The sequence below is a fragment of the Arsenicicoccus sp. UBA7492 genome, from assembly GCF_002479615.1.
In the GTDB taxonomy this organism is placed as follows: Bacteria; Actinomycetota; Actinomycetes; order Actinomycetales; family Dermatophilaceae; genus Arsenicicoccus; species Arsenicicoccus bolidensis.
The window spans coordinates 14,159-37,782 of sequence record NZ_DLOE01000043.1 but is presented as its reverse complement, the minus strand read 5'-3'; the positions used below and the strand labels follow the sequence as shown (position 1 = coordinate 37,782).

Annotated in this window: 24 protein-coding genes and 2 pseudogenes; 13 read left to right on the top strand and 13 right to left on the bottom strand. The window is 70.9% G+C overall.

Annotated features, from left to right (window positions below):
• Positions 1 to 106: 106 nt before the first annotated feature.
• Positions 107 to 1,579, top strand: a complete 1,473-nt coding sequence (locus B4E97_RS12565) for a SulP family inorganic anion transporter (protein ID WP_286960184.1) — start codon at positions 107 to 109, stop codon at positions 1,577 to 1,579.
• 112 nt (positions 1,580 to 1,691) lie between these two features.
• Positions 1,692 to 2,678 (top strand): aldo/keto reductase, encoded by a 987-nt coding sequence (locus B4E97_RS12560; RefSeq protein ID WP_286960100.1) that lies wholly within the window; start codon positions 1,692 to 1,694, stop codon positions 2,676 to 2,678.
• A 31-nt stretch (positions 2,679 to 2,709) separates the two neighbouring features.
• On the opposite strand, the gene B4E97_RS12555 is transcribed toward B4E97_RS12560, so the two are convergent.
• The 4 genes and pseudogenes from B4E97_RS12555 to B4E97_RS12540 form a co-directional block, all read right to left on the bottom strand.
• Complete coding sequence (locus B4E97_RS12555; protein ID WP_286960099.1) at positions 2,710 to 3,660, bottom strand: helix-turn-helix transcriptional regulator; 951 nt, start codon at positions 3,658 to 3,660, stop codon at positions 2,710 to 2,712.
• A 24-nt stretch (positions 3,661 to 3,684) separates the two neighbouring features.
• Positions 3,685 to 4,248 (bottom strand): CGNR zinc finger domain-containing protein, encoded by a 564-nt coding sequence (locus B4E97_RS12550; RefSeq protein ID WP_286960098.1) that lies wholly within the window; start codon positions 4,246 to 4,248, stop codon positions 3,685 to 3,687.
• A 43-nt stretch (positions 4,249 to 4,291) separates the two neighbouring features.
• Positions 4,292 to 4,867: pseudogene (locus tag B4E97_RS12545) on the bottom strand (MFS transporter); the annotation flags it as partial.
• A 64-nt stretch (positions 4,868 to 4,931) separates the two neighbouring features.
• Positions 4,932 to 5,273, bottom strand: a complete 342-nt coding sequence (locus tag B4E97_RS12540) for a VOC family protein (RefSeq protein ID WP_286960097.1) — start codon at positions 5,271 to 5,273, stop codon at positions 4,932 to 4,934.
• Between the two features lie 155 nt (positions 5,274 to 5,428).
• On the opposite strand from B4E97_RS12540, the gene B4E97_RS12535 reads away from it, so the two are divergent.
• Both B4E97_RS12535 and B4E97_RS12530 read left to right on the top strand, forming a co-directional pair.
• On the top strand, positions 5,429 to 6,133 hold the full coding sequence (locus tag B4E97_RS12535; RefSeq protein WP_286960096.1) for a DUF2470 domain-containing protein: 705 nt from the start codon (positions 5,429 to 5,431) through the stop codon (positions 6,131 to 6,133).
• 103 nt (positions 6,134 to 6,236) lie between these two features.
• Positions 6,237 to 6,980 carry a sulfite exporter TauE/SafE family protein gene (locus B4E97_RS12530; RefSeq protein ID WP_239265938.1) on the top strand — a complete coding sequence of 248 codons (744 nt, stop codon included), beginning with the start codon at positions 6,237 to 6,239 and terminating at the stop codon, positions 6,978 to 6,980.
• Positions 6,981 to 7,097: 117 nt separating this feature from the next.
• Here B4E97_RS12530 and B4E97_RS12525 read toward each other — a convergent pair whose 3' ends face one another.
• From B4E97_RS12525 to arsB, 8 genes are read right to left on the bottom strand one after another with little or no spacing between them, the layout of a single operon-like run.
• Positions 7,098 to 7,835, bottom strand: a complete 738-nt coding sequence (locus tag B4E97_RS12525) for a DUF72 domain-containing protein (RefSeq protein WP_286960095.1) — start codon at positions 7,833 to 7,835, stop codon at positions 7,098 to 7,100.
• Positions 7,836 to 7,857: 22 nt separating this feature from the next.
• Positions 7,858 to 8,847: a cation transporter gene (locus B4E97_RS12520; protein WP_286955548.1), complete on the bottom strand. Its 990-nt coding sequence runs from the start codon at positions 8,845 to 8,847 to the stop codon at positions 7,858 to 7,860.
• Positions 8,844 to 9,359 carry a transporter substrate-binding domain-containing protein gene (locus B4E97_RS12515; protein ID WP_286960094.1) on the bottom strand — a complete coding sequence of 172 codons (516 nt, stop codon included), beginning with the start codon at positions 9,357 to 9,359 and terminating at the stop codon, positions 8,844 to 8,846. The genes B4E97_RS12520 and B4E97_RS12515 overlap by 4 nt, the downstream gene beginning before the upstream one ends.
• A 42-nt stretch (positions 9,360 to 9,401) precedes the next feature.
• Positions 9,402 to 9,827 (bottom strand): arsenate reductase ArsC, encoded by a 426-nt coding sequence (locus tag B4E97_RS12510; RefSeq protein WP_286955549.1) that lies wholly within the window; start codon positions 9,825 to 9,827, stop codon positions 9,402 to 9,404.
• A 53-nt stretch (positions 9,828 to 9,880) separates the two neighbouring features.
• Complete coding sequence (locus B4E97_RS12505) at positions 9,881 to 10,909, bottom strand: low molecular weight phosphatase family protein (RefSeq protein WP_286955550.1); 1,029 nt, start codon at positions 10,907 to 10,909, stop codon at positions 9,881 to 9,883.
• A gap of 40 nt (positions 10,910 to 10,949) precedes the next feature.
• Positions 10,950 to 12,719, bottom strand: coding sequence for an arsenical pump-driving ATPase (gene arsA, locus B4E97_RS12500; RefSeq protein ID WP_286960092.1), 1,770 nt, complete (start codon positions 12,717 to 12,719; stop codon positions 10,950 to 10,952).
• Positions 12,719 to 13,120, bottom strand: coding sequence for an arsenite efflux transporter metallochaperone ArsD (gene arsD, locus B4E97_RS12495; RefSeq protein WP_286960091.1), 402 nt, complete (start codon positions 13,118 to 13,120; stop codon positions 12,719 to 12,721). Before arsD ends, arsA begins: the two co-directional genes overlap by 1 nt.
• A 27-nt stretch (positions 13,121 to 13,147) precedes the next feature.
• A complete protein-coding gene (arsB, locus tag B4E97_RS12490) occupies positions 13,148 to 14,230 on the bottom strand; it encodes an ACR3 family arsenite efflux transporter (protein WP_286960089.1) in 1,083 nt (360 codons plus the stop codon).
• Positions 14,231 to 14,311: 81 nt separating this feature from the next.
• Between arsB and B4E97_RS12485 the strand changes: the two genes are divergently transcribed.
• Positions 14,312 to 14,671: an ArsR/SmtB family transcription factor gene (locus B4E97_RS12485; RefSeq protein WP_376783705.1), complete on the top strand. Its 360-nt coding sequence runs from the start codon at positions 14,312 to 14,314 to the stop codon at positions 14,669 to 14,671.
• A 42-nt stretch (positions 14,672 to 14,713) separates the two neighbouring features.
• Here B4E97_RS12485 and B4E97_RS12480 read toward each other — a convergent pair whose 3' ends face one another.
• Positions 14,714 to 15,619, bottom strand: coding sequence for a cation diffusion facilitator family transporter (locus B4E97_RS12480; protein WP_286955554.1), 906 nt, complete (start codon positions 15,617 to 15,619; stop codon positions 14,714 to 14,716).
• 311 nt (positions 15,620 to 15,930) lie between these two features.
• Here B4E97_RS12480 and B4E97_RS12475 point away from each other — a divergent pair, with 311 nt between their 5' ends.
• The 8 genes and pseudogenes from B4E97_RS12475 to B4E97_RS12445 all read left to right on the top strand — a co-directional run bounded on the left by B4E97_RS12475 (position 15,931) and on the right by B4E97_RS12445 (position 23,575).
• On the top strand, positions 15,931 to 16,971 hold the full coding sequence (locus tag B4E97_RS12475; RefSeq protein WP_286960088.1) for an ATP-binding cassette domain-containing protein: 1,041 nt from the start codon (positions 15,931 to 15,933) through the stop codon (positions 16,969 to 16,971).
• The gene (locus B4E97_RS12470; protein WP_286960087.1) at positions 16,968 to 17,801 is read left to right on the top strand and encodes an ABC transporter permease; all 834 of its coding nucleotides are present in this window, start codon (positions 16,968 to 16,970) and stop codon (positions 17,799 to 17,801) included. The genes B4E97_RS12475 and B4E97_RS12470 overlap by 4 nt, the downstream gene beginning before the upstream one ends.
• Before the next feature lie 280 nt (positions 17,802 to 18,081).
• Complete coding sequence (locus B4E97_RS19165) at positions 18,082 to 18,477, top strand: DUF6065 family protein (protein WP_414632798.1); 396 nt, start codon at positions 18,082 to 18,084, stop codon at positions 18,475 to 18,477.
• A 200-nt stretch (positions 18,478 to 18,677) separates the two neighbouring features.
• On the top strand, positions 18,678 to 19,946 hold the full coding sequence (locus B4E97_RS12465; RefSeq protein ID WP_286960086.1) for an MFS transporter: 1,269 nt from the start codon (positions 18,678 to 18,680) through the stop codon (positions 19,944 to 19,946).
• An 819-nt stretch (positions 19,947 to 20,765) separates the two neighbouring features.
• On the top strand, positions 20,766 to 22,238 hold the full coding sequence (locus tag B4E97_RS12460; RefSeq protein WP_286960084.1) for an MFS transporter: 1,473 nt from the start codon (positions 20,766 to 20,768) through the stop codon (positions 22,236 to 22,238).
• A 10-nt stretch (positions 22,239 to 22,248) separates the two neighbouring features.
• Positions 22,249 to 22,794, top strand: coding sequence for a universal stress protein (locus tag B4E97_RS12455; RefSeq protein WP_019285033.1), 546 nt, complete (start codon positions 22,249 to 22,251; stop codon positions 22,792 to 22,794).
• Between the two features lie 163 nt (positions 22,795 to 22,957).
• A pseudogene (locus tag B4E97_RS12450) lies at positions 22,958 to 23,257 on the top strand (hypothetical protein); the annotation flags it as partial.
• The gene (locus B4E97_RS12445; RefSeq protein ID WP_286960181.1) at positions 23,249 to 23,575 is read left to right on the top strand and encodes a M13-type metalloendopeptidase; all 327 of its coding nucleotides are present in this window, start codon (positions 23,249 to 23,251) and stop codon (positions 23,573 to 23,575) included. The pseudogene B4E97_RS12450 and the gene B4E97_RS12445, both read left to right, overlap by 9 nt.
• Positions 23,576 to 23,624 lie beyond the last annotated feature (49 nt).

The window sequence follows — 23,624 nt, the reverse complement described above, 5'->3', positions numbered from 1 at the left end:
ATCCTTGGCCAGCACCACCCCCAGCGCCGCCGAGACCCGGGGCGGCGAACGGGGCTTCCCCCTCGTCCCCGACGCCGGCGACCGAGACACCTCGACGCTCGCCGCGCTGCGCGACCCCCGGCGGCTCAAGACCGAGGTGCTGGCCGGGCTCGTCGTCGCCCTGGCGCTCATCCCCGAGGCCATCTCGTTCTCGATCATCGCGGGCGTCGACCCCCGCATGGGGCTGTTCGCGTCGTTCACGATGGCCTGCACCATCGCGATCGTCGGTGGCCGTCCGGCGATGATCTCCGCCGCGACGGGCGCCGTCGCCCTGGTGATCGCCCCGGTCGCCAGGGATCACGGGATCGACTACTTCCTGGCCACGGTGCTGCTCGCCGGGGTGCTGCAGATCGTCCTCAGCCTGCTCGGCGTCGCCAGGCTCATGCGCTTCATCCCCCGCATGGTGATGGTCGGCTTCGTCAACGCCCTGGCGATCCTGATCTTCCTGGCCCAGCTCCCCCACCTGGTCGGCCCCTCCATCCCCCCGATCGTCTACCCCCTCGTCGCCCTCGGCATCGCGGTGCTGGTGCTCCTGCCTCGCGTCACGACCGCGGTCCCGGCGCCCCTGGTCGCCATCGTGCTGATCACCGCCCTCGTGCAGGTGACCGGGTGGCGCATGCCCACCGTCGGCGACCAGGGCGAGCTGCCGGACTCGCTGCCGACCCTGCTCCTGCCGAACGTCCCGCTCACCCTGGAAACCCTGCAGGTCATCGGGCCGTTCGCGCTCGCCATGGCTCTCGTCGGGCTCCTCGAGTCGCTGATGACGGCCAAGCTCGTCGACGGCATCACCGACACCCACTCGAGCAAGACCCGCGAGAGCTGGGGGCAGGGCGTCGCCAACATCGTCACCGCGCTCTTCGGCGGGATGGGCGGCTGCGCCATGATCGGCCAGACCATGATCAACGTGAAGGCCTCCGGCGCCCGCACCCGGATCTCGACCTTCCTCGCCGGGCTCTTCCTGCTCGGCCTGGTCGTGGGGGCCGGCCCCGCCGTCGCCCGGATCCCGATGGCGGTGCTCGTCGCGGTGATGATCATGGTCTCGGTCGCGACCTTCGACTGGCACAGCGTCGCCCCGTCCACGCTGCGCCGCATGCCGTGGAGCGAGACGATCGTCATGCTCGTCACCGTCGTCGTCACGGTCGCCACCCACAACCTGGCCTACGGCGTGATCGCCGGCGTCAACACGGCGTTCGTCGTGTTCGCGCGCCGCGTCGCGCACTTCTGCACGGTCGAGCGGGTGGCAGAGCCCGACGAGGACGCAGACGGCACGATCGACACCCGGGTCTACCGGGTCCACGGCGAGCTGTTCTTCGCCTCGAGCAACGACCTCGTCTACCAGTTCGACTATGCCGGCGACCCGGAGCACGTCGTCGTCGACCTGTCCGGGTCCCACGTCTGGGACGCCTCCACCGTCGCCGCCCTGGACGCCATCGAGGCGAAGTACGCCGCCAAGGGCAAGCGCGTGGAGATCGTCGGTCTCGACGCCGCCTCGGCGACCCGTCATGCCCAGCTGTCCGGCCACCTCGGCGCGGGCCACTGACGCGACCCCAGGCAGGCCTGGGAGTACCCCCTCCCACCAGGGACTCCCCCTGCCCCTCTCGATCGGTGTGTGATGGACACATCCGAACCCGTCGACGAGCAGGAGGATCGCCATGCACACCAGGACCTTGGGGCAGGCACTCGAGGTGTCGGCCATCGGCCTCGGCGCCATGGGCATGTCCATGAGCTACGGCCCCAACCCGGGTGACCGCGACGAGATGATCGCCGTGCTGCGCTACGCCGTCGAGCACGGCGTCACCTTCATCGACACGGCCGAGGTCTACGGCCCCTACGTCAACGAGGAGCTGGTCGGCGACGCCATCGCGCCGATCCGCGACCAGGTCGTCGTGGCCACGAAGTTCGGCTGGCGCATCGAGGACGGCCAGATGAAGGGCACCGACTCCAGCCCCGCGCAGATCCGCCGCGTGGCGGAGGGTTCCCTGCGGCGCCTCGGCGTCGAGGCGATCGACCTCTTCTACCAGCACCGCGTCGACCCGGACGTCCCCATCGAGGAGGTCGCGGGCACCGTCGCCGAGCTCGTCCAGGAGGGCAAGGTCAAGCACTTCGGCCTGTCCGAGGCCGGCGCCGACACCATCCGCCGCGCGCACGCCGTGCACCCCGTCACCGCCGTCCAGAGCGAGTACTCCCTCTGGACGCGCGATCCCGAGCCCGCCGTCCTGCCCGCGTGCGCCGAGCTGGGCATCGGGTTCGTGCCGTTCAGCCCCCTCGGCAAGGGCTTCCTGACGGGCACGGTCTCGGCCGACTCGACCTTCGGCGAGGGTGAGATCCGCGCTCGCGTGCCGCGGTTCGCGGCCGAGAACCTCGCGGCCAATCAGGCCCTCGTCGACCACGTCAAGGCCCTTGCGGAGCAGCGCGGTGCCACGCCGGGTCAGGTGGCGCTCGCCTGGCTGCTCGCGCAGCACCCCTTCATCGTGCCGATCCCCGGGACTCGTCGCCGCGAGCGCATCGACGAGAACGCCGGCTCCACCGCCGTCGCCCTGTCCGCAGACGACGTCGCCAACCTCGACGGGCTCGCGGAGCGCGTCGGCGTCGCCGGGGAGCGCTACGACGAGGCCGGGATGTCGATGGTCGGCCTCTGACCCCACCAGCGCGTATGCCGTCCCGCCCGCCTCAGTCCGCAGCCGCGGCGAGGCGGGCGGCCACGTCGCGGGCGGCCTGCCGCAGCTCGGGGCCACCGAGGATGCGCCACGGGTGCGGGACCTGGGCGAGGCGCTCGACGACATACATCTCGGCGTTGCTGGTCGAGCCGCGCAGCTCGCAGCCGCCCTCGACCGCGGTCAGCGTGCCGGAGACGGCGCCGACCCAGCGGGCGATCTCCTCGACGGGGGCCTCGAAGCGCACGTGGGTCGTCAGCTCCCAGCCCGCCCCGAGCGCCTCCTCGAGCGCGGCCACGGGATCGAGATCGGCTGGGGCGGAGCAGGACTCGGACGTCACGGTCACCCGCGCCACCCGGTCGGCGCGCAGCGTGCGCGTCGCCTGGGCGTGGTGGGAGTGGCCGAGGAGGTACCACCGGCCGTGGCGCACCACGAGCGCCCACGGGTCGACGAGCCAGGTGTGGGTACGGCCCGACTCGCTGCGGTAGTCGAGCTCCACCCGGCGCCCCTCGGCGATGGCGGCGACCAGCGCGCTGGTGACGGTCGGCTCCGGCAGCGGGTCCGGACGTCCCGCCCCGCTGGCGGTGTCGCGCACGACGGCTGCCTGCTGCCGGGTCCTGGCCGGGAGCGCACGGATGACCTTGTCCAGCGCCTCGCGCCGGATGTCGGTCCCCTGCCGCTGCCCCGCCGTGGCCGACAGGACCGCCGTGACCAGGGCGATCGCCTCGTCCTCGGTGAACACGACGGGAGGGAGCCGGGCGCCGCGCCCCAACCGGTAGCCGCCATACGGCCCCCTGGAGGACTCGACCGGCACACCCGCCTCGCGCAGCGTCAGGACATAGCGCCGCACCGCCCGCTCGGTGACGCCGAGCCGGTCGGCCAGCTGGGCAGCGGTCACCCCCGGCCGGTCCTGGATCGCCTCGAGCGCCAGGAGCGTCCGCACCAGCGGGGTCGCGCCGTCGTCCACGCCGCCAGCCTAGGACGCGCGAGATCACTGGTTGCGGTGGTAGAACGCGCGTCCCTTGGCACGGTTGCCGCACAGCCCCATCGAGCACCACGACCGCGAGCGGTTGCGCGAGTGGTCGTAGAACGCCCAGCGGCAGCTCGGCTCGCGGCAGGCCTTCAGTCGCGTCCACGTGCCGTCCGCGACGGCTGCCGGCACGGCGGCGACCAGGGTGGCCAGGGCCGCGTCGACGGCCGACAGACCGGCCCGGGGGGCGAGCCGTGGTGCGGGCCCACCGATGTCCAGCACGAGTGGCAGCTCCGCGACGAACCCCGCGAGGTCGCTCCGCGCGTGGGGGTCCAGCCCGTCGGGGTGAGGACTGTCCACGGGCGGGGCGTTGTTCTCAGCGATCAGTGCCCGCAGGCCCTCACGGACGGAGGTCGCCCGGGCGAGCTCCGCCTCGTCGACCGTGGCCCCGGCGGGGGCGAGTTCGCGTCCGGCCAGCCACGCCTGGAGCTGCTGGCGGGTGCTGAGCTCGTCCGCGTCCGGCCCTCGCGTGTTGATGAACTCCTCGATCAGGCTCAGCGGGTGGGGGGTGGCGGGCGATTCCATCCGTGAATTCTAACCGCCTATCGAGGTTGGTCGGCGCGGGACGACGGCTCCTCGACGCCTGTCCGGGTCTGGTGCCCGGCGTGATGACCGTGAGGGCCAGGGCCACCGCGACGAGCCCGGCCGACGTCAAGGCCGTCGCCGGCCACCCGATCGCGTCGACCGCGGCGGCGCCGTAGGCCGTCCCGACGCTGCCCCCGACGAAGTACACGAGCATGTAGGCGCTGTTGAAGCGGGCCGGCGCCACCGGATCGATGCCGAGCACGGCGCTCTGGTTGGCCACCTGAGCGGCGAACAGGCCTGCGTCGAACACCGCCAGGCAGACCAGCAGCACGGGGGTGCTGCCCAGGCTGACGCTCGCCGTGGCCGCAGCCACGCCGGCCAGCGTCAGACCCAGCGCCACGACGCGGCCGGCGCCGATCCGGTCGGTCAAGGCGCCGGCGACCGGAGTGACCAGGATTCCCGACAGCCCGGCCAGGGCGTACAACCCGATGCGTCCGGCCGAGTACCCGTACGGTGCCGCCGACAACGCGACCGACAACCCCGCCCACACCGCGCAGAAGGCGAAGAACCACAGTGCGCCCCGGAGCGACGCGACCCGGAGCGTGGCGTCGCGGACCACGAGCCCAGGGAGGGATCGCAGGGTCGACCACGCGGTCGACCTCAGGCGGGGTGGCGCACCGCGACTACGAGGCGACCACGCAGAACTGGTTGCCGTCGGGGTCGGCCAGGACGACCCACCCGTCGTCGTCGAACCTTCGGACCTCGGCGGCCCCGAGGTCGCGGATCCGGTCGACCTCGCCGGCCAGGTCCCCGGTGAACAGGTCGAGGTGCAGCCGGTTCTTGCCTGCTCGCGGCTCGGGCACGAGCTGCAGGGACAGACCCACGCCGCCCTTGCCCGGGTCCTCGAGATAGGTGGTGCTCTCGTCCGAGGACGCGACCTGGTAGCCGGTCACCGCCCGCCAGAAGGCGGTGCTGCCCGGCAGGTCGTTCGTGTCCACGCACACGTTTCCGATGCTGATGCTCATGGCTCCTCTTCCCTCTCCCTTAACCAGTGATGTCATGACGCTAGTTCGGTAACCAGCAAACGTCAATGGGTAGTTAGGGTTCTCACCGCCTCTGATTAAGTTAGGGTTGCCTAAGTTGAATCCCGCTGACGGACGAACGGATGGAGGAGGCCCCCGTGATCGACGCCGACCGCCGCGCCAAGACCGTGATGGCCACCTCGACGCACGTCGAGCTCGGCGTGCTCGACCACCGGGTGCTGCTGCGCCGCCACGCCCTCGAACGCTCCGGCGCCGTGCTCTTCTCGCTCGGCGAGGTCCCACCCCGCTGCGCGCTGCGCGTCGCCCCCGGGGCCGACCTGCCCGTCCTGGACCTGGTCGCGGTCGACGTCTCCTGCGCGCACCGGGCCGATCGGGTGCGGGGCATCGTCCGCATGACGGGGACGGTCGACGTGCATCCCGGACCGATCCGGGACGACCTGGCCGAGCACCTCGGGGTGACCGACGGGACGCCGGTGGGACGCCTGACGCCCACCCGCGTGAGCCTCGAGTGGCGGATCGAGACCACGGACGGCCGACCGACCTATCAGGTCGTCGAGCCGGAGGACTACGTCGCGGCGCGCATCGACCCGCTCGGCGGGTGGGAGGACCGGTGGATGGCCCACCTCGACGAGGGCCACCGCGAGCTCGTGCGGGCGCTCGTCTCGCGCCACCTCCCCCTCGGCCCCGACGCCAGGGTGCGCCCCGTCCTCGCCGACACCCGCGGCGTCGTCATGCGTGTCGAGCAGGAGGGCGGCGTGCACGACGTGCGCGTGCCCTTCCCCCACGTCGTCGGCTGCGGGTGCGAGGCGGTCCAGGCGCTGAGCACGCTCCTGCGCACCTGAGCGCCGGACCGCCCATCCCGACCACGGCCAGCCGCGGGGCTACCCTGCAGCACATGACGGATCCCGGCCACGCGCCCGCCCTCGTGGGACCGGCGGCGACGCGGTGGAGCTGACGACCTTCGCCCTGCTCGTGCTGGCCGGGGTGGCAACGGGATTCGTGGGCTACCTGACCGGCATGGCCTCGCTCGTGTCCTATCCCGCCATGCTCGCGGCGGGGCTGTCGCCCGTCGCCGCCAACGTCAGCCAGACCCTCGGCCTGATCGGGATCGGCGCCGGTGCGGCCACCCGCGCGATGCCCACGCTGCTCGCCGGCGGACGACGGGACCTGCTGCTGCAGCTCGGCCTCGCGGCCCTCGGCGGCGGGATCGGCGCCGCGGTGCTGCTGGTCGGCGGCGAAGGCTCCTTCCAGCTCGTCGTGCCGTGGCTCATCCTGCTGGCGTCGCTCATGGTCCTGGTCTCCCCGCGCCTGCGACGCCTGCAGGGAGACCGGTCCGCACCCCGCTGGGTCTACCTCGCCGGGGTCCTCGTGGTGAGCACGTATGGCGGGTACTTCGGCGCCGGTGCCGGCACGATCTACCTCGCTCTCGCGCTGCTCGCCTCCAGCGACGCGTTCGGGCGGTCGATGATCCTCAAGTCCGTGCTGCTCGCCGCCACCAACATCGTGGCCGCGGTGCTGTTCATCGCCTTCGGGCCGGTGAGCTGGTGGGCAGCCCTGGCGCTCGGCCTCGGCTGCCTGGTGGGTGGCAACCTCGGCCCCGCCGCGCAGCAGCTGATCCCCGAGCGGGTCATGCGCTGGCTCGTCGCGGTGGCCGGCGTGGGACTGGCCGCCTGGCTGGCCCGCGCCTGACTCCGGACCCACCACGACGGCACCAAGGATCGGGGCTACTTCTGGTGGTCATAGCCAACAGAAGTAGCCCCGATCTCCACGTGCTCGATCATCTCGCCGGACGAGGTGGCGGCGTAGCTAGGCCTGCTCGCCGGCGACCAGCTCCTTGAGGCGGAGGCCGTTGAACGCGGCATACCCGTAGTTGTCGTTGTTGAAGTAGCAGTAGGCAGGTCGGCCGCCCGCCGTGAGACCCCGCAGGTGCCCCACCCACCGCGTGAGGGCCTCGTCGTCGAAGGACCCGCCGTAGCGCCATTCCGGATCGCTGTTGTGGAACCGCACGTAGGCCAGCCGCCCGGTCGCGCGCAGCACCGGGTCGCGCCCCGCGATCACCGACACCACGAAGCCCGCGCCGTGCCGGTCGAGCAGGTCGAACACCCCGTCGTCGAGCCAGGACTCGTGCTGCGGCTCGACGGCGACGCGCACCCGCTCGGGCAGCATCCCGAGGAAGGTCGAGAGCCGGTCGTCGTCGCGGTGCAGGTCGGCGGGGAGCTGCACGACGAGCGGGCCGGCCTTGTCACCGAGCAGGTCGTGGGTGTGTGTGATGCGCTCGACCCAGTCCTCGGGGTCCTTGAGCTTGCGGTAGTGCGACAGGTAGCGCGACGCCTTGACCGTCATCTCGAAGCCCGCCGGCAGCCGGTCGCGCCAGCCCTCGACGGTGGTGTCGGCGGGCCAGCGGTAGTGCGAGCCGTTGAGCTCGACGGTGTCGAACCGCTCGGCGTAGTAGTCGAGCTGGTCGGCGATCCGCAGCCCGTCGGGGTAGAAGGTCCCGCGCCAGAGCTTGTAGGTCCACCCCGAGGTGCCGATCCGCACGTCCATGCTCATCCTCCGACTCGTCCCGTCACGCGCGGTCCGCGAGCGGGTCCGGCAGGTCACCGATCCGGCTCACCGGCATGATCACCACGTCGTCCAGCTTCCAGTCCAGGGCTCGTATGGCGGCCGCCGCCGCCTCGACGTCCGCCGTCAGCGCCGCGGATCCGCGTGGCACCACGAAGGACTCGACGTGCAGCACGTGGCCCATGTCGCGGACCCGGCTGCGCGCGTCCGAGACCCACCCGCATCCCCGCAGGACCGCGTCGACCTCCGCGACCAGGGGGTGGGTGTGGGCGGAGTCGTAGGTCCTGGCCCGCCCGTCCATGAGGTTGCGTCCGGCATACCTGAGGTTGGACCACCCGTCCTTGACGATGGACAGGGCGATGGCGCTGGCCACCGCCGCGTCCGCCCACCACCAGCCCAGGCCGATGCCGACGATTCCGGCGATCGACCCGGCCGCGGTCATCCAGTCGGCCTTCTGCATGTCGGCGTCGGCGTAGAGGATCCGGTCGTGGAGCGCCTCGGCCAGCGGCATCTTGCGTCGCGCGATGATGATCGGCCCGACGAGGGTGTAGGCCATGACCGCGATCATCACCCAGCCCGCCCAGACGGTGTGCCCGAGCAGCTGGAGGGTGCCGATCGGTGGGTGCTCCGCCTTGACCAGCCCGGTGACGGAGTCCCACAGCAGCATCGCGCCGACGAGCAGCAGCGCCACCGAGGCGGCGAGGTGGCCGCTGGCGACGGCGCGGTGGCGGCCGTAGGGGTACTCGGGCGAGGGGCTCTTGCCGACCTGCTTCCGAGCGATCAGGAAGGCGATGGGCGGCACGAACGCGAGCAGGTCCTCGATCCAGGCGGCCTTCATCGCCTGGGACGAACCCATGACGAGGTAGACGGCGGCCACGCAGGTCACCATGTAGGCGATGGTGATCCACTCGAGGCGGGTCGCGCGGTGCAGGGCGTCGCGCTGCTCCTCCGGCAGCGTCGTCCCGCCGAACCTCGTCGTCGACGAGCGGCTCACGACGCCCCTCCCGCCGAGCTGTCGAGCCAGCGCTCGAGGTCGGACAGGAGGGCGTTCTCCCCTGCCGGGACGGCCAGGACGTGCTGCCGGGTCTGGCCGCCGGGGTCCGTGGACTCGGCATAGGGCCGGGTCAGTCCGACCTCGGCGGCCCAGGGGCTGGTGGCGTCGAGCCCGGCCACCACGAGGTCGACCTCTCCGTCGGACAGGTCCTCGACGAGGGCGGCCTCGCTGTCGGTGGTCCACTCGACGCGGGCGTCGAGGTGCTCGGCATACCGCTGGGCCAGCTCGGCCTCGGGCCCGCTCGGGGTCCCGTCGGGGTCGGTGACGACGACGCGCGGCGGCGCGTGGGTCGCCCCGACGCGCAGCACCCGCTCGGACCGGACCCGGTCCAGGGTGCGTCCGGGATCGGTGGGGACCTGCACCCCGCAGGCCGAGACCGCCGCGGTCATCAGTGCCGCGAGCGCCGACCGTGCGAGCAACCCTGCCCCTACAGGGAGTCGACCAGAGTTCATGCACCGAACCCTAGGCGACCTCGGCCGGCACGAGGGGCGTTGTCAGTGCCCGAGCGGCTGCACCTCAACCCCCAGCTCGCCGAGGAGCTCGGTCACCCGGCGCCGTATGTCGTTCCGGATGGGTCGCACGGCCTCGACGCCCTGACCGGCGGGGTCGGCGAGCTCCCAGTCCTCGTAGCGCGTCCCGGGGTAGTAGGGGCAGGCGTCCCCGCAGCCCATCGTGATCACGACGTCAGAGGCCTGCACCGCCTCGGGAGAGAGGATCTTGGGCCTCTCGGCGGAGATGTCGATGCCCTCCTCGAGCATCGCCTCGCGCACGGCGGGGTTGACGGCGTCGGCGGGGGCCGAGCCCGCCGAACGCACCTCGACGGCCCCGCCGGACAGGTGGTGGGTGTAGGCCGCGCCCATCTGGGAGCGGCCGGCGTTGTGGACGCACACGAACATGACGGACGGTCGGCGGTCGTTCATCGGGGCTCCTGGGTCGAGGGGTCGAGGGGTCGAGGGGCGTCGTGCGGTGCAGGTCAGTCGTCGTTGAGCAGCTCACCCAGGAGCTGGGTGACGCGGATCTGGATGTCGTCGGTGATGGCGCGGACGGTCGGCAGGTCGGCGCCCTCGGGGTCGGCGACGGGCCAGTCCTCGTAGCGGCGGCCGGGGTGGTAGGGACACTCGTCGCCGCAGCCCATGGTGACGATCACGTCGGCGGCGAGCAGCACGTCGTTGGTGAGTGGCTTTGGATAGACGTCGGGCACGGGGACACCGCGCTCGGCGAGAACCTGCAGCGCCACCTGGTTGATCTCGCCGACCGGCTGGGACCCCGCCGACCGGACGTTGACCCGGCCGCCCGACAGGTGCTTGGCGAGCGCGGCCGCGATCTGCGAGCGGCCGGCGTTGTGCACGCAGACGAAGAGCAGCTCGGGGTGCGGCTTGGCATGGGCGCCGGTGGCCTGCGCGTGCGCGACGAGCTGCTCCTTGGCGAAGCGCTCGACGAGGACCGGGAGGTAGTTCGGGACGGTGCTTCGGGCGGCGAGCGAGGCGTGGGCCGCCCGCACCGCCGCGAGCACCTCGTCAGGGGTGAAGACGCCGTCGAACCGGTGCGTCAGGTCGGAGACGACCTTGCGGTAGCGGTCGCCGTGCGCCGCCGGCTGGCCCGTCAGCTGCATGACCAGGTCGACGACGCGTCCGGTGATGTCGGCGCGGATCAGCGCCATGCGCTCACCACCCTCGATCCCCCGCGCGGACGGCTCGTCGGTCTCCCACACCTCGATCGGGGCGCGGCCCGGCCGCTCGATGACGGCCTCCCGGCCGATCACGACCACCCGGTCGACGCTGTCGAGCAGGGCCGGGTCGATGGGCTTGGGGTGCTCCCCCTCCATCGAGGCGCCCACCTCCTCGACGCTGGCACGCGAAGCCGCGTTGAGGTCGGAGCCGGGCCTGGTCCCGGCGGAGTGGACGGTGACGGCGTCGCCGGCCAGCTGCCGGGCGAGGGCGGCGGCCATCTGGGACTTGCCGCCGTTCTTGACGCAGACGAACAGGACGGAGGGTGTGCTCATGGCTGCTCCTGTGGGTGGGTGATGGGGCAGGCGGGCTGGTTCAGTGGACTGGCGCGGCGACGGTCGTGAGTGCGGACAGGGCGTCGGCGCCGACGGGCTCGTCGGGGAGGAGAGGTATGACGGCCACCCGGCCCGCGCGCTCGGCCACGGCGGCAAGGGGCTCCGTCTCGGCGGCGGCGCGGGCGGCGAGCAGCCGGTCGGTCGGGGCGGCGGCTGACAAGCTGCCGTTGACCACCCAGGCCCAGGGTTCGATTCCCGCACGCCGCAGGTCGCCCTGCAGTCCAGTGGCCTCCAGGACGGGGGTGGTCTCGGGGAGGGTGACGAGGAGGACCTGGGTCTGCTCGGCGTCCTGCAGGCGCATCAGCGGGGTGGTGTAGTGCGTGGTCTCTCCCATCTGGCGCGCCATCTGGCGGTGGTAGGACCCGGTGGCGTCGAGCAGCAGGAGGGTGTGCCCGGTCGGGGCGGTGTCCATCACGACGAACTGCCGCCGTGATGCCGCCACCGCCTTGGAGAACTTCTGGAAGACGGCGATCTCCTCGGTGCACGGCGAACGCAGGTCCTCCTCGAGCAGCGCGATGCCGGCCGCGTCGAGCCCCTTGCCCTGGGTTGCGAGCACCCGCGCCCGGTAGTCGGCGACCGCCTCGTGCGGGTCGATGCGCGAGACGGTGAGGTGTTCGACGTCGCCGGCGAGGGTCTCGGCGAGGTGGGCGGCGGGGTCGGTGGTGGTCAGGTGCACGTCGTGCCCGCGCCGCGCGAGGGCCACCGCGACGGCGGCGGCGACGGTGGTCTTGCCGACGCCACCCTTGCCCATGCACATGATCAGGCCGTGGTCCCGGTCGGCGGCGAGCTGGTCGACCATCTCGCCGAGGGAGCCGTATGCCGGCCGGCTGCCCCGCTCCGGGGTCGGCGACTCGACCCGGTCCCCGCCGAGCAGCAGACGCAGCGCCTGCACGCCAACCGCGTTGACCGGCGCGAGCGGCACGGTGGTGCGGGGCAGGTCGCGGAGGAAGCCGGGGATCGCGGCGACGGCGGCCTGCTCGCGACCGCGGATCGCGGCGGCCAGCGGGTCGTCGCTTCCGGTGTCGGGCAGGACGGCGTTGACGACGAGGTGCGGGCGGGTCAGGCCGACGTCGGCGAGCTCTTCCCGGGTGCGGCCGACCTCGGCGAGGCTGGACGCCTGGGGTCGGGCGACGAGCACCAGCCGGGTGAGGTCCTGGTCGCGCAGGACGTCGACGGCGGCGCGGTAGGCGCTGCGCTGCTTGTCCAGCCCGGCGAGCGGGCCCAGGCAGGAGGCGTCGCCCTTGCCGCGGTCGAGGAACTCGGTCCATTCCCCCGGCAGCTGCAGGAGGCGGATGGTGTGCCCGGTGGGGGCGGTGTCGAACAGGACGTGGTCGTAGGACGCGGTCGCGGCCTCGTCGGCGAGCAGCGCCGTGAACTCGTCGAAGGACGCGACCTCGGTCGTGCAGGACCCGGACAGCTGCTCGGTCATCGAGGCGATCTCGCGCTCGGGCAGCAGCCCGCGGACGGGGGCGACGATCCGTTCGCGATAGGCCTCGGCCGCCTGCTCTGGGTCGATCTCGAGGGCGGCCAGGCCGGGCACCTCCGGGACCGGCGTGATCCGGTTGCCGATGGTGAGGCCAAAGACCTGGCCGACGTTGGACGCGGGGTCGGTGCTGGTCAGCAGGACGCGGCGGCCCTGCTCGGCGAGGTGGACCGCGGTGGCGCAGGCCAACGAGGTCTTGCCGACACCGCCCTTGCCCGTGAAGAAGACGAACCGCGGCAGGTCCTGCAGGAAGGTCGGCTCGGACATCAGCAGCACCCGGTGTCGCCGCTGCAGCAGCCCGGGCCGCGCCCCTCGCCGGTGGTGGCGGCGGTGAGCCCGAGGTCGGGACGCGGCGACGCGGCGGCCGCCTGCCTGGCATACCGCAGGAGCTCCTCCCGCGTGGGATAGCGCCCGGTGAGGACGGTGACCCCGTCGACGGTCGTGAGCGGCAGGCCCTCGGACCCGGCGACCTGCAGGAAGGACCGGACGGTCTCGTCCTGCGCGAAGGCCTGGGGGTCGTTGGCGAGGTTGTGCCGCTGGGCCGCGCTACCAGCCTGGACGACGTGGTCGAGGTCGGCGGTGAAGGTCACCGGGGCGTGGTCGAGGTCGGGGCCGCAGACGCCCGTGTTGCAGCAGAGGGCGGGCTCGTAGACGTAGATCTCGGGCATCGGTGGCTCCTGGGTCAGCGATGGGTGTCAGCGAGGGGTGTCAGCAGCGTGCGGGAAGCGGCGGCGCAGCCAGAGGCTCACGTAGACCAGGCCGACGAGCACGGGCACCTCGATCAACGGCCCGACGACGCCGGCGAGGGCCTGCCCCGAGGTCACGCCGAAGGTCGCGATGGCGACGGCGATGGCCAGCTCGAAGTTGTTGCCCGCGGCCGTGAACGCCAGGGTCGTCGTGCCCTCGTAGCCCATGCCGAGCACCCGCCCGAGGACGTAGGACACGCCCCACATCAGGGCGAAGTAGACGAGCAGGGGCAGCGCGATGCGCGCGACGTCCATCGGCCGGTTGGTGATCTGCTCCCCCTGCAGGGCGAAGAGGATGACGATCGTGAAGAGCAGCCCGTAGAGCGCCCAGGGCCCGATCCGCGGGAGGAAGGAGCGCTCGTAGGCCGCACGGCCCCAGCGCTTCTCGCCGAGGCGGCGGGACAGGTAGCCCGCCAGCAGCGGGATGCCGAGGAAGATCAGCACGCTCGTGGCGATCTCCCACGGGGACACGTCCAGGGCGGACTGCTCGAGCCCGAGCCAGCCGGGCAGCACCGACAGGTAGAACCAGCCGAGGGCCGCGAACGCGATGACCTGGAAGATCGAGTTGAGGGCGACCAGGACGGCCGCGGCCTCGCGGTCGCCGCAGGCCAGGTCGTTCCAGATGATCACCATGGCGATGCAGCGGGCGAGCCCGACGATGATCAGGCCGGTGCGGTACTCCGGCAGGTCGGGCAGGAAGGTCCACGCGAGGGCGAACATCAGCGCGGGCCCGACGATCCAGTTGAGGACGAGGCTGGAGCCGAGCATGCGTCCGTCGCGCGTCACGGTGTCGAGGCGGTCGTAGCGGACCTTGGCCAGCACCGGGTACATCATCACGAGCAGGCCGATCGCGATCGGCAGCGAGACCCCGTCGACCTCGACTGACGCGAGAGCGTCGCCGAGACCCGGCACCAGGCGCCCGAGCAGGAGGCCGGCGACCATGGCGACGCCGATCCACACCGGCAGGTATCGGTCGAGGGTGGACAGCCGCGCCGTGACCGAGGTCTCGGGCGCGCGGTCGGTGGTGGTCATGGCTTCCTCTCATCGACGTTCGTCGATCTGGAGCCTGGCACTCGCATTGATAGTTGTCAATATGGCGGATACCATCGCCGTATGACGACCTTGGCCACCGCCTCGACGGACTGCTGCGCCGCGGGCAGCACCACCCTGATGCCCGCGGATCGCGCCGCCTGCCTGGCCGATCTGTTCAGGGCGCTGGCCGACCCGACCCGCGTGCGGCTGGTGGGCTACATCGCCGCGGCCCAGGGCGGCACGGTGTGCGCCTGCCACCTGCCGGACGAGCTGGGGATCAGCCAGCCCACCCTGAGCCACCACCTCAAGAGGCTCGTCAGCGCGGGGATCATCACGCGCGAGCAGCGCGGTCGCTGGGCGCACTACGCCGTCGTGCCCGAGGTCCTGGACGTGGCACGCGCTTTCCTGGGCACCACCACCGGCGACGCCCGCTGCTGCTGATCCCGACCCACTGCCGCCACTCGCGGCACCGGGCGCGACGGATCAGGCGTGGACGTGCGCCTCGTGGTCGCGATGGGACACCGCCTCGAGCTGGAAGGTCGAGTGCTCCACGCTGACCGCGAAGTGCCCGGCCACGCACTCCTGCAGGTGGTCCAGGATCCGCAGGGCGTGCCCGTCCGAGAAGCACTCGTCGGCGAGCACCACGTGGGCGGACAGGACGGGCAGGCCGGTGGCGACGACCGAGGCGTGCAGGTCGTGCACGTCGACGACGTGGTCCACCCCGAGGATGTGCCGGCGCACCTCCTCCAGGTCCAGCCCGGACGGCACGCTCTCGAGCAGGATCGATCCGGACTCGCGCAGCAGGACGACGGCGCGGGGGACGATCAGGGCCGCGACGGCCAGGCCCGCCACGGCGTCGGCCCTGGCCCACCCGGTCGTGGCGATCACGATCGCGGCGACGATGACGGCGACCGAGCCCAGGGCGTCGTTGACCACCTCGAGGAAGGCGGCCCGCATGTTGAGGTTGCTGCCCCGGCTCCCGCTCAGCACGAGCATCGCCACGAGGTTGCCGATCAGGCCGACGACGCCCACCACGACGAGCGCCTGCGGCCGGATCTCGGGCGGCGCGAGCAGCCGCTGGACGCCCTCGACGATCGCGTAGGCCCCGACCCCGAGCAGGATCGTCGCCTGCCCGCCGGCCGCGAGGACCTCCGCCCGCTGCCAGCCCCACGTCCGACGGGCCGAGGGCGGACGGGCCATCAGTGCGGCGGCCACCAGCGCGACGGCCAGCCCCATGGTGTCGGTGAGCATGTGCGCTGCGTCCACGAGCAGCGCCAGGCTCCCGGTGACGGCGGCGCCGACCAGCTCCCCCACCAGGATCGTCGCCGTGATGGCCAGGGCGATCGCCAGGCGCGCGCGGTTGGAGGTGTCGTGCGCGTGGTCGTGCATACATCGAGGCTACCCGTCCGTCGTGGTCGGCCCCCCGGCTCGGCCCGAGCACCGTGTCGTGCTCCCTGCGTCGCCGGCCCGCGGGCTCGACCACCGTGGCCGTGAGACCGAGGGGCGCGACCTCCTTGCGCAGGGCAAGGGCCAGCGCCTCGACGGCCGCCTTGGCACCCGATCCACCGGCCACCACACCGCACTCGCCGCCTGGCAGCTCGACGACGAGCGAACGACCGAACAGCAGCAAGAGCAACCAGCGGACAGCTCCTGACCGCAGAGGCCTGGGATGGCACCCACACCTCTGCCATGCTCGCCTCATGTCATCCACCCCAGCGGTGATCGCTGACCACCTCGTCAAGCACTACCGGAGCGGCAGGGGGCGCACCGGATCGATCGTCAGGGCGGCCGACGGCATCTCGCTCACAGTGCCCGAGGGCAGCGTCCTCGGCGTGCTCGGCCCCAACGGCGCCGGCAAGACCACCACGGTCCGCATGCTCACCACCCTCGTCCGCCCGGACTCCGGGAGGGCCACCGTCGCGGGCGCCGACGTCGTCCACGACCCCCAGGCGGTGCGCAGGCTCATCGGCGTCTCCGGGCAGTACGCCGCCGTCGACGAGTACCTCACGGGCTACGAGAACCTCGAGATGGTGGGCCGCCTCTACCACCTCTCTGCCAAGGACTCCCGGCAGCGGGCGCGCCAGCTGCTGCGGGACTTCCGCCTCGAGGAGGCGGCCGACCGCCCGGCCAAGACCTACTCCGGCGGGATGCGTCGCCGCCTCGACCTCGCCGGGGCCCTCGTCGCGCGGCCGCCCGTGATCTTCCTCGACGAGCCCACCACCGGCCTGGACCCGCGCAGCCGCGGCGACATGTGGGACGTCATCGGTGACCTGGTCCGCGAGGGCACGACCGTGCTCCTCACGACGCAGTACCTCGAGGAGGCCGACCGCCTCGCCGACAACATCCTGGTCGTCGACCACGGTCGGGTCATCGCCGAGGGAACCGCCGACCAGCTCAAAGACCAGGTCGGCGGCGGCCGCCTGCACGTGACAGTGGCCGACGCCTCCGACATACGGCTGGCTCGCGAGGTCCTCGAAGGACTGGGTGAGGGGCAGGTCAAGGTGGAGGAGCACACCCGCGAGCTCACGCTGCCCGCCGCAGGCGGGACCCGCACCCTCGTCGACGCCGTCCAGCGGCTCGGCGACCGGGGAATCACGGTGCAGGACATCGGCGTCCGGCGCCCCACGCTCGACGACGCCTTCCTGTCGCTGACCGGCCGCCCGGCCGAGGACGCAGACCCCACCGCCACCGACCCGATCGCCACCGAGCCGGCCACGTCCGGGCAGGGAGACCTCCGATGAGCACGCTGCTCGCCGACGCCAGCACCATCGCCCGACGAAACCTGATCAAGATCAAGCGCGTTCCCGACCTGATCGTCTTCACGACGCTGCAGCCGATCATGTTCATCCTGCTGTTCGGCTATGTCTTCGGTTCGCTCGCAGGATCCGGCAACGGCCAGGGCTACCGCGAGTTCCTGATGGCCGGCATCTTTGCGCAGACCATCATCTTCGGCGCCACCATCACCGGCTCCGGCATGGCCGAGGACATGCAGAAGGGCGTCATCGACCGCTTCCGCACGCTGCCCATGCACCCCGGCGCGGTGCTCACCGGACGCACCTTCAGCGACCTGCTCAACAACGTCATCGTGCTGATCATCATGACGCTGACCGGTCTCGCGATCGGGTGGCGGATCCGCGACGGGCTGCTGCGCGCGCTGCTGGCCTACGCGCTGATGCTGGCGTTCGCCTACGCGATCAGCTGGGTCATGGCCTACATCGGGCTCAAGGTCCGCGCCCCGGAGATCTTCAACAACGCGACCTTCATGATCATCTTCCCGCTGACCTTCGTCGCCAACACCTTCGTGCCGAGCGAGAACATGCCGGCCGTCCTGCGCACCATCGCCGGGTGGAACCCCGTCTCCACCATCACGCACGCCGCGCGCGACAACTTCGGCAACCTCTTCGCCCTGGCCCCCGGCGGTGGCGCGGGCGCGCAGCAGCTGCGCGAGCAGATCGAGTACACCTGGGCGCTGCAGCACGCGGAGGTCTACACCCTCGCCTGGATCGTGGGTCTGCTGCTGGTGTTCGTGCCGCTGTCGATCCGCGCCTACCAGCGGTCGGTCGCCCGCTGAGCCGTCGCCTCTCCCTCCCGGCCGTGTGCCGGTACCCGGGCCACAGCTCTCGCAGCGCGTGACGCTGCGCTACGCTCTGAGAGGTGCGGCTGCCCAAACTCACCCGCGAGGCGGTTCTGACGTCCATCGAGGAGTGTCAGGCCTCATCTGAGGCCACGTTCCTAGATGTTTACGGATTCGGTAAGTACAACATCCAGCATCGCATTGAGCACCAAGGAGCTACCTACCCAGCGAAGGCCGTCATGGGCCGCGCCTTTTGGCACGTAGACGAAACGGTGGCATGCGCCGCCGATCTTCACGGCAAGGGCGGCCAGCACGCAATGAAGCGACTTGCAGAGGTGGGTTTCTACCCGCCACCCGCTGCAAGCCCGGCGGCGTGGTCTTCGAGCGGGATGAGCCGATTTGCTTCATTAGTCCTGTGCGGCGAGGGGACCTAGAGCAGATCACGGCCACGGTGGCGCCTCTTGTACAGATGCCTGATCTCGCAGCCTATGAGGCTTGGAGCGCGGAACGGCGGCGCTATCGCACTAGTCCTCGTGAGGGGCGGTTTCAATGGCAGCACGACTATTTCAATGGGCAAGAGCTCGCAGGCCAGTGTCCGGTAGATCACTCTCGCAAGCTCCGCCTGAGCGAGTTCAATCCGGCCAGGGAACTGAAGGGCGCCGACGTCAAATGAGAAGATATCAACGCCAACTGAACATGTCGGGACGCCGAATAGATGCGAAAGTAGGATCTTCCGAGGCCGTTGAAGGTTGCGCCCGGACGGGGCCTTGGGGATCGGCATGACAGCGAGTCCATGGGCGGGGAGTCCCGCCTTGTGGATCGTTTACGACGGTTCATCAGCCGTCGCCAGCCAACCGTGAAGAGGTTTTAAGGATGGGCACAGAGCAGGTGGAAAACGACGAAAAGGTGCGCTTGCCGGAGGAGTCTGGGGGAAGTGGAGTCGGTTCTGGCGATTTCCGCCGGTTGTGGTTTGCGCTCTCGATCAGCCAACTCGGGACTGCCGCAGCATCTGCGGCCCTGCCTCTCGTTGCGGTCAAGGTCCTTGGTCTGGGGATCCTGGGTGTCTCGGTGGTGAGCCTGGCCACTGCTGCGACAGTGCTCTGTGTGGCGCTTCCCATTGGAAGTTGGGTCGAGTTTCGTCGTAAGCGGCTGTCGATGATGCAGGCGGATATCTTCCGGTCCCTCTTCGCTCTGGGGCTGGCGGTGTTCTTGTGGTTCGGCCGCGCCAACGTGGCCACCCTGGTCGTGGTGGCAGCAGCGACAGCAGTCGGTGGCATCGCATACAACTCGGCATCCCAGGCTTACCTCCCCTTTCTTGTGGGCAAGGCCGGACTCGTTGAGGCGAACGGTCGACTGCAATCTTCTGTGTGGATGTCCATGGCTGTGGGCCCCTTTCTTGGGGCAGGTCTTGTCGCCCTCGTCAGCCCCGCTTGGGTCTTCGTGCTGGACGGGCTGACGTTTCTTGGCTCAGCCGCCCTCATCTGGAGGATCCGCAAAGCGGACTCGGCTATCGGGACCCGAACGGAGGGGTCCCCGTGGCAGGCCGCGTTCGAAGGGTTTCGATGGATCCGATCGTCGCCGTTCATGTGGCGGCAACTCGTGTCATGGTTCTTGTTTGCGGGAGCCTCTGCGGCTCTGACACCCCTCCTCAGCGTTTGGTACCTGCGAGACCTCAGCTTCTCGGGCAGGAACTACGCGCTGGTGCTCGCCGTCGGATCTATCGGTGGAGTGATCGGCTCACTGCTAGTGGGCCGGCTCGCCCGCAGGCTTGGGCGCCTCCGGCTCCTGGGTTTGACCAATCTGCTGCGCGCACCATGGGTGTTTGGGTACGCCCTCGTTCCCTACCTCCCACTGGGTGTTGCATGGTCATGCTTCTTCTTCTTTGCGCTCCTCCTCGTGGCATCGATGTTCAACGCATCCCTGACTGCCACGCGTCAGGAACTGGCGCCTCCCGACGTCATCTCGCGAGTGGCCTCTTCATGGTTCCTAGCCGCGTCATTGGCCCAACCCCTGATGATCTGTGTCGTCGCCCTCCTCGCGCAGGTCTGGGGCACTCAGATCGGCCTCCTAGCTTCAGGAGCAGTGGTCACTGCTGCTGTTGTAGTTGCCCGTCCGATAGCGACGACGAGCCTTCGAGGGTGACGCCCCCGGCGCGGAGAAGCTCTTGCTGAGGAATCGTCAAGACTTGTGGATGGGTGAGTTCTACGGGTTGCTCGCGGTGACAGGGCTGAGGAAAAGTCGTCGGTCAGGGCTGTGACCTGGGCCGAGGCGGTGTCGTGGTCGGCGTGTCCATGGCGGTCACGTGGGGCGCCGTCGGGCCTCGTAGCTGGTGGGCGTCTTCGGCGAAGGTGACATCACGGCGGCGAGCGCGAGCACGGGCACGGCACTGGGTCCTGTCGTCACGGTTGTGCCGTGCGAGAAGAACACGGCGGCAGCGTTCGCGACTGGCCCTCAGCCAGCCGGAACAGGTTGCCGCAGTTGGAGCCTCGAGGGCTTGGATGCTGCTCGTCTGGGGCCTCGTCCTTCTAGCGGTGCTTCGGGGCCTGATTGACCGTGATGGGGGCGTGGTAGCACATGTACTGGTCGGCCTCTTCCTGGCCCTCATCGATGGGCTCGCGCCCCTGCTGTGGACCGTAGGTGAGCAGTCGTCGCCGACGCTCTCGGCACCGCCGACAGACAGCGGCCCGCATGCGGCGGAGCCGAGGTCCATGTCAACCGGCGCACGGCCACTCCCGTTGCACCCAGCGGCGGCCCGTCATACGGCTCGGGCCCGACCGAGACCCACGTCGAGCCCATGACTGTCATCCACCAGACGGGGCGGCGATGACGAGAATTCTGGTGAGGCCCGCCCTCTTTTCGTCGCTACATCCTGCGTAGTTGCCGTCGGAGGCGTAGGTTGCCGGACGGGCCGATACACGTCGACCTGAACTCCCCCTGTGAGCTGAACGGAAGGAGGCACCCATGACGGCTGCTGCATCCACCGAGGACAAGCCGGTCCGCAGCATGATCCCGGCGCGCATGGACAAGATGCCCTGGTCGCGCTTCCACTGGATGGTCATCTTCGGGCTCGGCACGGCCTGGATCCTCGACGGCCTCGAGGTCCAGATCGTCGCTGCCGGAGGCTTCGAGAAGTCGCTCGGGATGACCCCGGCCCAGATCGGCCTCGCCGGCACGATCTACCTGCTCGGCGAGGTCGTCGGCGCCCTGACCTTCGGGCGGCTCACCGACACCCTCGGGCGCAAGAAGCTGTTCGTCCTGACGCTGTTCGTCTACCTGGCCGGCTCCGCGCTGGCGGCCATCTCCCCCAACATGTGGATCTTCCTGGTCTGCCGGTTCATCTCCGGGGCGGGCATCGGTGGCGAGTACTCCGCGGTCAACTCGGCCGTCGACGAGCTCATCCCGGGCAGGTACCGCGGGCGCGTCGACCTGGCGATCAACGGCACCTACTGGCTCGGCGCCGGCCTCGGTGCCGCCGCGAGCGCCTACTTCCTGGCCGAGGGCCGCTTCGACGACAACCTCGGCTGGCGCATCGCCTTCATGCTCGGCCCGATCCTCGGCCTCGGCATCATCTACCTGCGCCGCCACATCCCCGAGAGCCCCCGCTGGATGCTCACGCACGGGCGTGGTGACGAGGCCGAGAAGATCGTCTCCGGCATCGAGCACGACGTCGAGGCGCAGGGCAAGGAGCTGCCGCGCCTGTCCGAGGACCAGGGCATGTGGATCAAGCCTCGTGAGGGACTCACGGTCAAGCAGCTGCGCTACGTCTTCTTCACGATGTACCCGACGCGCACCTTCCTCGGCGCGACGCTGATGATCACGCAGTCCTTCCTCTACAACGCGATCTTCTTCACGTACTCCCTGGTGCTGCAGAACTTCTACGGCCTGTCGGCGGCCAGCGCGGCGATCTACTTCTTCCCCTTCGCCGTCGGCAACCTGCTCGGCCCGCTGCTCCTGGGTCCGCTCTTCGACACCGTCGGACGCCGCAAGATGATCGCGGGCTGCTACTCCTTCGCCGCGATCGTCCTGCTGATCTCGGCCTGGCTGTTCCAGGGCGACATGATCAACGCCTGGGTGCACACCGGCTTCTGGTGCCTGGCGTTCTTCTTCGCGTCCGCGGGCGCCTCGGCCGGCTACCTCACCGTCTCCGAGATCTTCCCCCTCGAGGTGCGCGGTCAGGCGATCTCCTACTTCTTCGCGATCGCCCAGGTGTTCGGCGCCATCGGGCCGGTGTTCTACGGCTGGCTCATCGGCGAGGGCAAGGACCGTACCCCGATGTTCTGGGGCTACGTGATCGCGTCGGTGATCATGCTCTTCGGCGCCTTCGTGGCGGCGAGGTGGGGCGTCGACGCCGAGGGCAAGTCCCTCGAGGAGATCGCGCCTCCGCTCACGAGCTATGACGAGCAGGGCAACGAGACCACGAAGCTCCCGGTGTGAGGAGGCTGCCATGACCGAACGTCCGTACACCGTCGCCGTCGGCGTCAGCGCCACCTCCGGGTCCGCGGCCGCGCTGGCCTGGGCCCGGGACCAGGCGGAGACCCACGGGGGCGAGCTGGTCGCCATACGCGCCTGGAAGGTCCCCTCGCCGCAGGCCACACCCTCCGGCATCTCGTCTGGCCGCATGTCGGTCGCCGAGGACGTCGAGGACGAGGCGATGCGATCCCTCGAGGCGGACGTCGAGGCTGCGCTCGGTCCTGACCACGGCGCCCGGCTGATCCTCGTGCGGGGCGGCAAGCGCAAGGCGCTGCTCGACGCGGCCGAGGACGCGGACCTGCTCGTGGTCGACGCCCCGCGCGGGCTGCCAGCGACGGGCACCGCGTTCGCGCAGCGGCTGGTCTATGCGGCGGCCTGCCCGGTCGTCGTGATGCCGCCGCGCGTCTCCGGAGAGCGTCCGGGCGTGCTGAGCCGGGCGGCGGGAGCCATCGGCCGCGGTGCGCTGAGGGCGGCCGCCACGGCGGGGCGCCCCGGCTACCGGACACCTCCCCCGGGCTGATGCCCCGCGAGTGATCCACGACACCGGTAGCCCCGGCCCACCACGGGCCGGGGCTACTCTCGTCTCGTCCGCCGCGACCATGGGAGCCCCGCGATGACCCTGCCCCTCGACGAGCTGTCCACGACCGTCAGACCGCAGGACGACCTGTGGGGAGCACGTCAACGGGCCATGGGCGGACTCCGACCCGATCCCCGCCGATCGCGCCCGCTGGGGGCTGTCCGACTCCCGGCGGGCCGAGGTGGCCCGGCAGCTGCGGGAGCTCGTCCGCGACGCCGACCCCGCCTCCTCCTCGCCCGAGGAGCGTGCCGTCGCCCGGCTGTATGCCGCCGCGACCGACCTCGAGACCCGGGACCGCCTCGGCTCGGACCCGCTGCAGGACGAGCTCGCCGCCGTGACGGCCACCCGCTCGATCGACGAGCTGCTGCGAGTGCTCGGCGAGCGCCGGCGGGAGGGCGTGCCGGGGTTGTTCGAGGTCGTCGCCGAGCTCGTCGGCTACCAGATCGCCTGGGACACCTATGCGTCCATGACCACGGCCGACGAACGTGCCACACCCGTCGACGGATTCACCGGCGCCCAGCGCTTCTTCCTCGCCAAGACCTACGGCCGGCGGGGGATCGACCGCCCCGAGACGGCACGGGCGCGCCTGCACGGCGACGTCCACCCGCCGTTCGAGGTCTTCGCCAACCTCGCCCGTCACCTCGACGCCTTCCACGAGGCTTTCGCCACGCGACCGGGCGACGGCATGTGGCTGGACCCCGAGGATCGCGTCCGCGTCTACTGACGGGCGGTTCCGGCATACCCCCCGAAATATCCACAAGGACAGTTGCACA

Coding starts and splice junctions, on each gene's coding strand:
- B4E97_RS12550 (WP_286960098.1), bottom strand. CDS start 4,248: ATGGAATCGCCCGCCACCCCCCACCCGCTGAGCCTGATCGAGGAGTTC.
- arsD (WP_286960091.1), bottom strand. CDS start 13,120: ATGCCCGAGATCTACGTCTACGAGCCCGCCCTCTGCTGCAACACGGGC.
- B4E97_RS12525 (WP_286960095.1), bottom strand. CDS start 7,835: ATGGACGTGCGGATCGGCACCTCGGGGTGGACCTACAAGCTCTGGCGC.
- arsB (WP_286960089.1), bottom strand. CDS start 14,230: ATGACCACCACCGACCGCGCGCCCGAGACCTCGGTCACGGCGCGGCTG.
- B4E97_RS12475 (WP_286960088.1), top strand. CDS start 15,931: ATGTCATCCACCCCAGCGGTGATCGCTGACCACCTCGTCAAGCACTAC.
- B4E97_RS12470 (WP_286960087.1), top strand. CDS start 16,968: ATGAGCACGCTGCTCGCCGACGCCAGCACCATCGCCCGACGAAACCTG.
- B4E97_RS12460 (WP_286960084.1), top strand. CDS start 20,766: ATGACGGCTGCTGCATCCACCGAGGACAAGCCGGTCCGCAGCATGATC.
- B4E97_RS12540 (WP_286960097.1), bottom strand. CDS start 5,273: ATGAGCATCAGCATCGGAAACGTGTGCGTGGACACGAACGACCTGCCG.
- B4E97_RS12485 (WP_376783705.1), top strand. CDS start 14,312: ATGACGACCTTGGCCACCGCCTCGACGGACTGCTGCGCCGCGGGCAGC.
- B4E97_RS12480 (WP_286955554.1), bottom strand. CDS start 15,619: ATGCACGACCACGCGCACGACACCTCCAACCGCGCGCGCCTGGCGATC.
- B4E97_RS12505 (WP_286955550.1), bottom strand. CDS start 10,909: ATGAGCACACCCTCCGTCCTGTTCGTCTGCGTCAAGAACGGCGGCAAG.
- B4E97_RS12465 (WP_286960086.1), top strand. CDS start 18,678: ATGGGCACAGAGCAGGTGGAAAACGACGAAAAGGTGCGCTTGCCGGAG.
- B4E97_RS12515 (WP_286960094.1), bottom strand. CDS start 9,359: ATGAACTCTGGTCGACTCCCTGTAGGGGCAGGGTTGCTCGCACGGTCG.
- B4E97_RS12510 (WP_286955549.1), bottom strand. CDS start 9,827: ATGAACGACCGCCGACCGTCCGTCATGTTCGTGTGCGTCCACAACGCC.
- B4E97_RS19165 (WP_414632798.1), top strand. CDS start 18,082: ATGCGCCGCCGATCTTCACGGCAAGGGCGGCCAGCACGCAATGAAGCG.
- B4E97_RS12560 (WP_286960100.1), top strand. CDS start 1,692: ATGCACACCAGGACCTTGGGGCAGGCACTCGAGGTGTCGGCCATCGGC.
- B4E97_RS12455 (WP_019285033.1), top strand. CDS start 22,249: ATGACCGAACGTCCGTACACCGTCGCCGTCGGCGTCAGCGCCACCTCC.
- arsA (WP_286960092.1), bottom strand. CDS start 12,719: ATGTCCGAGCCGACCTTCCTGCAGGACCTGCCGCGGTTCGTCTTCTTC.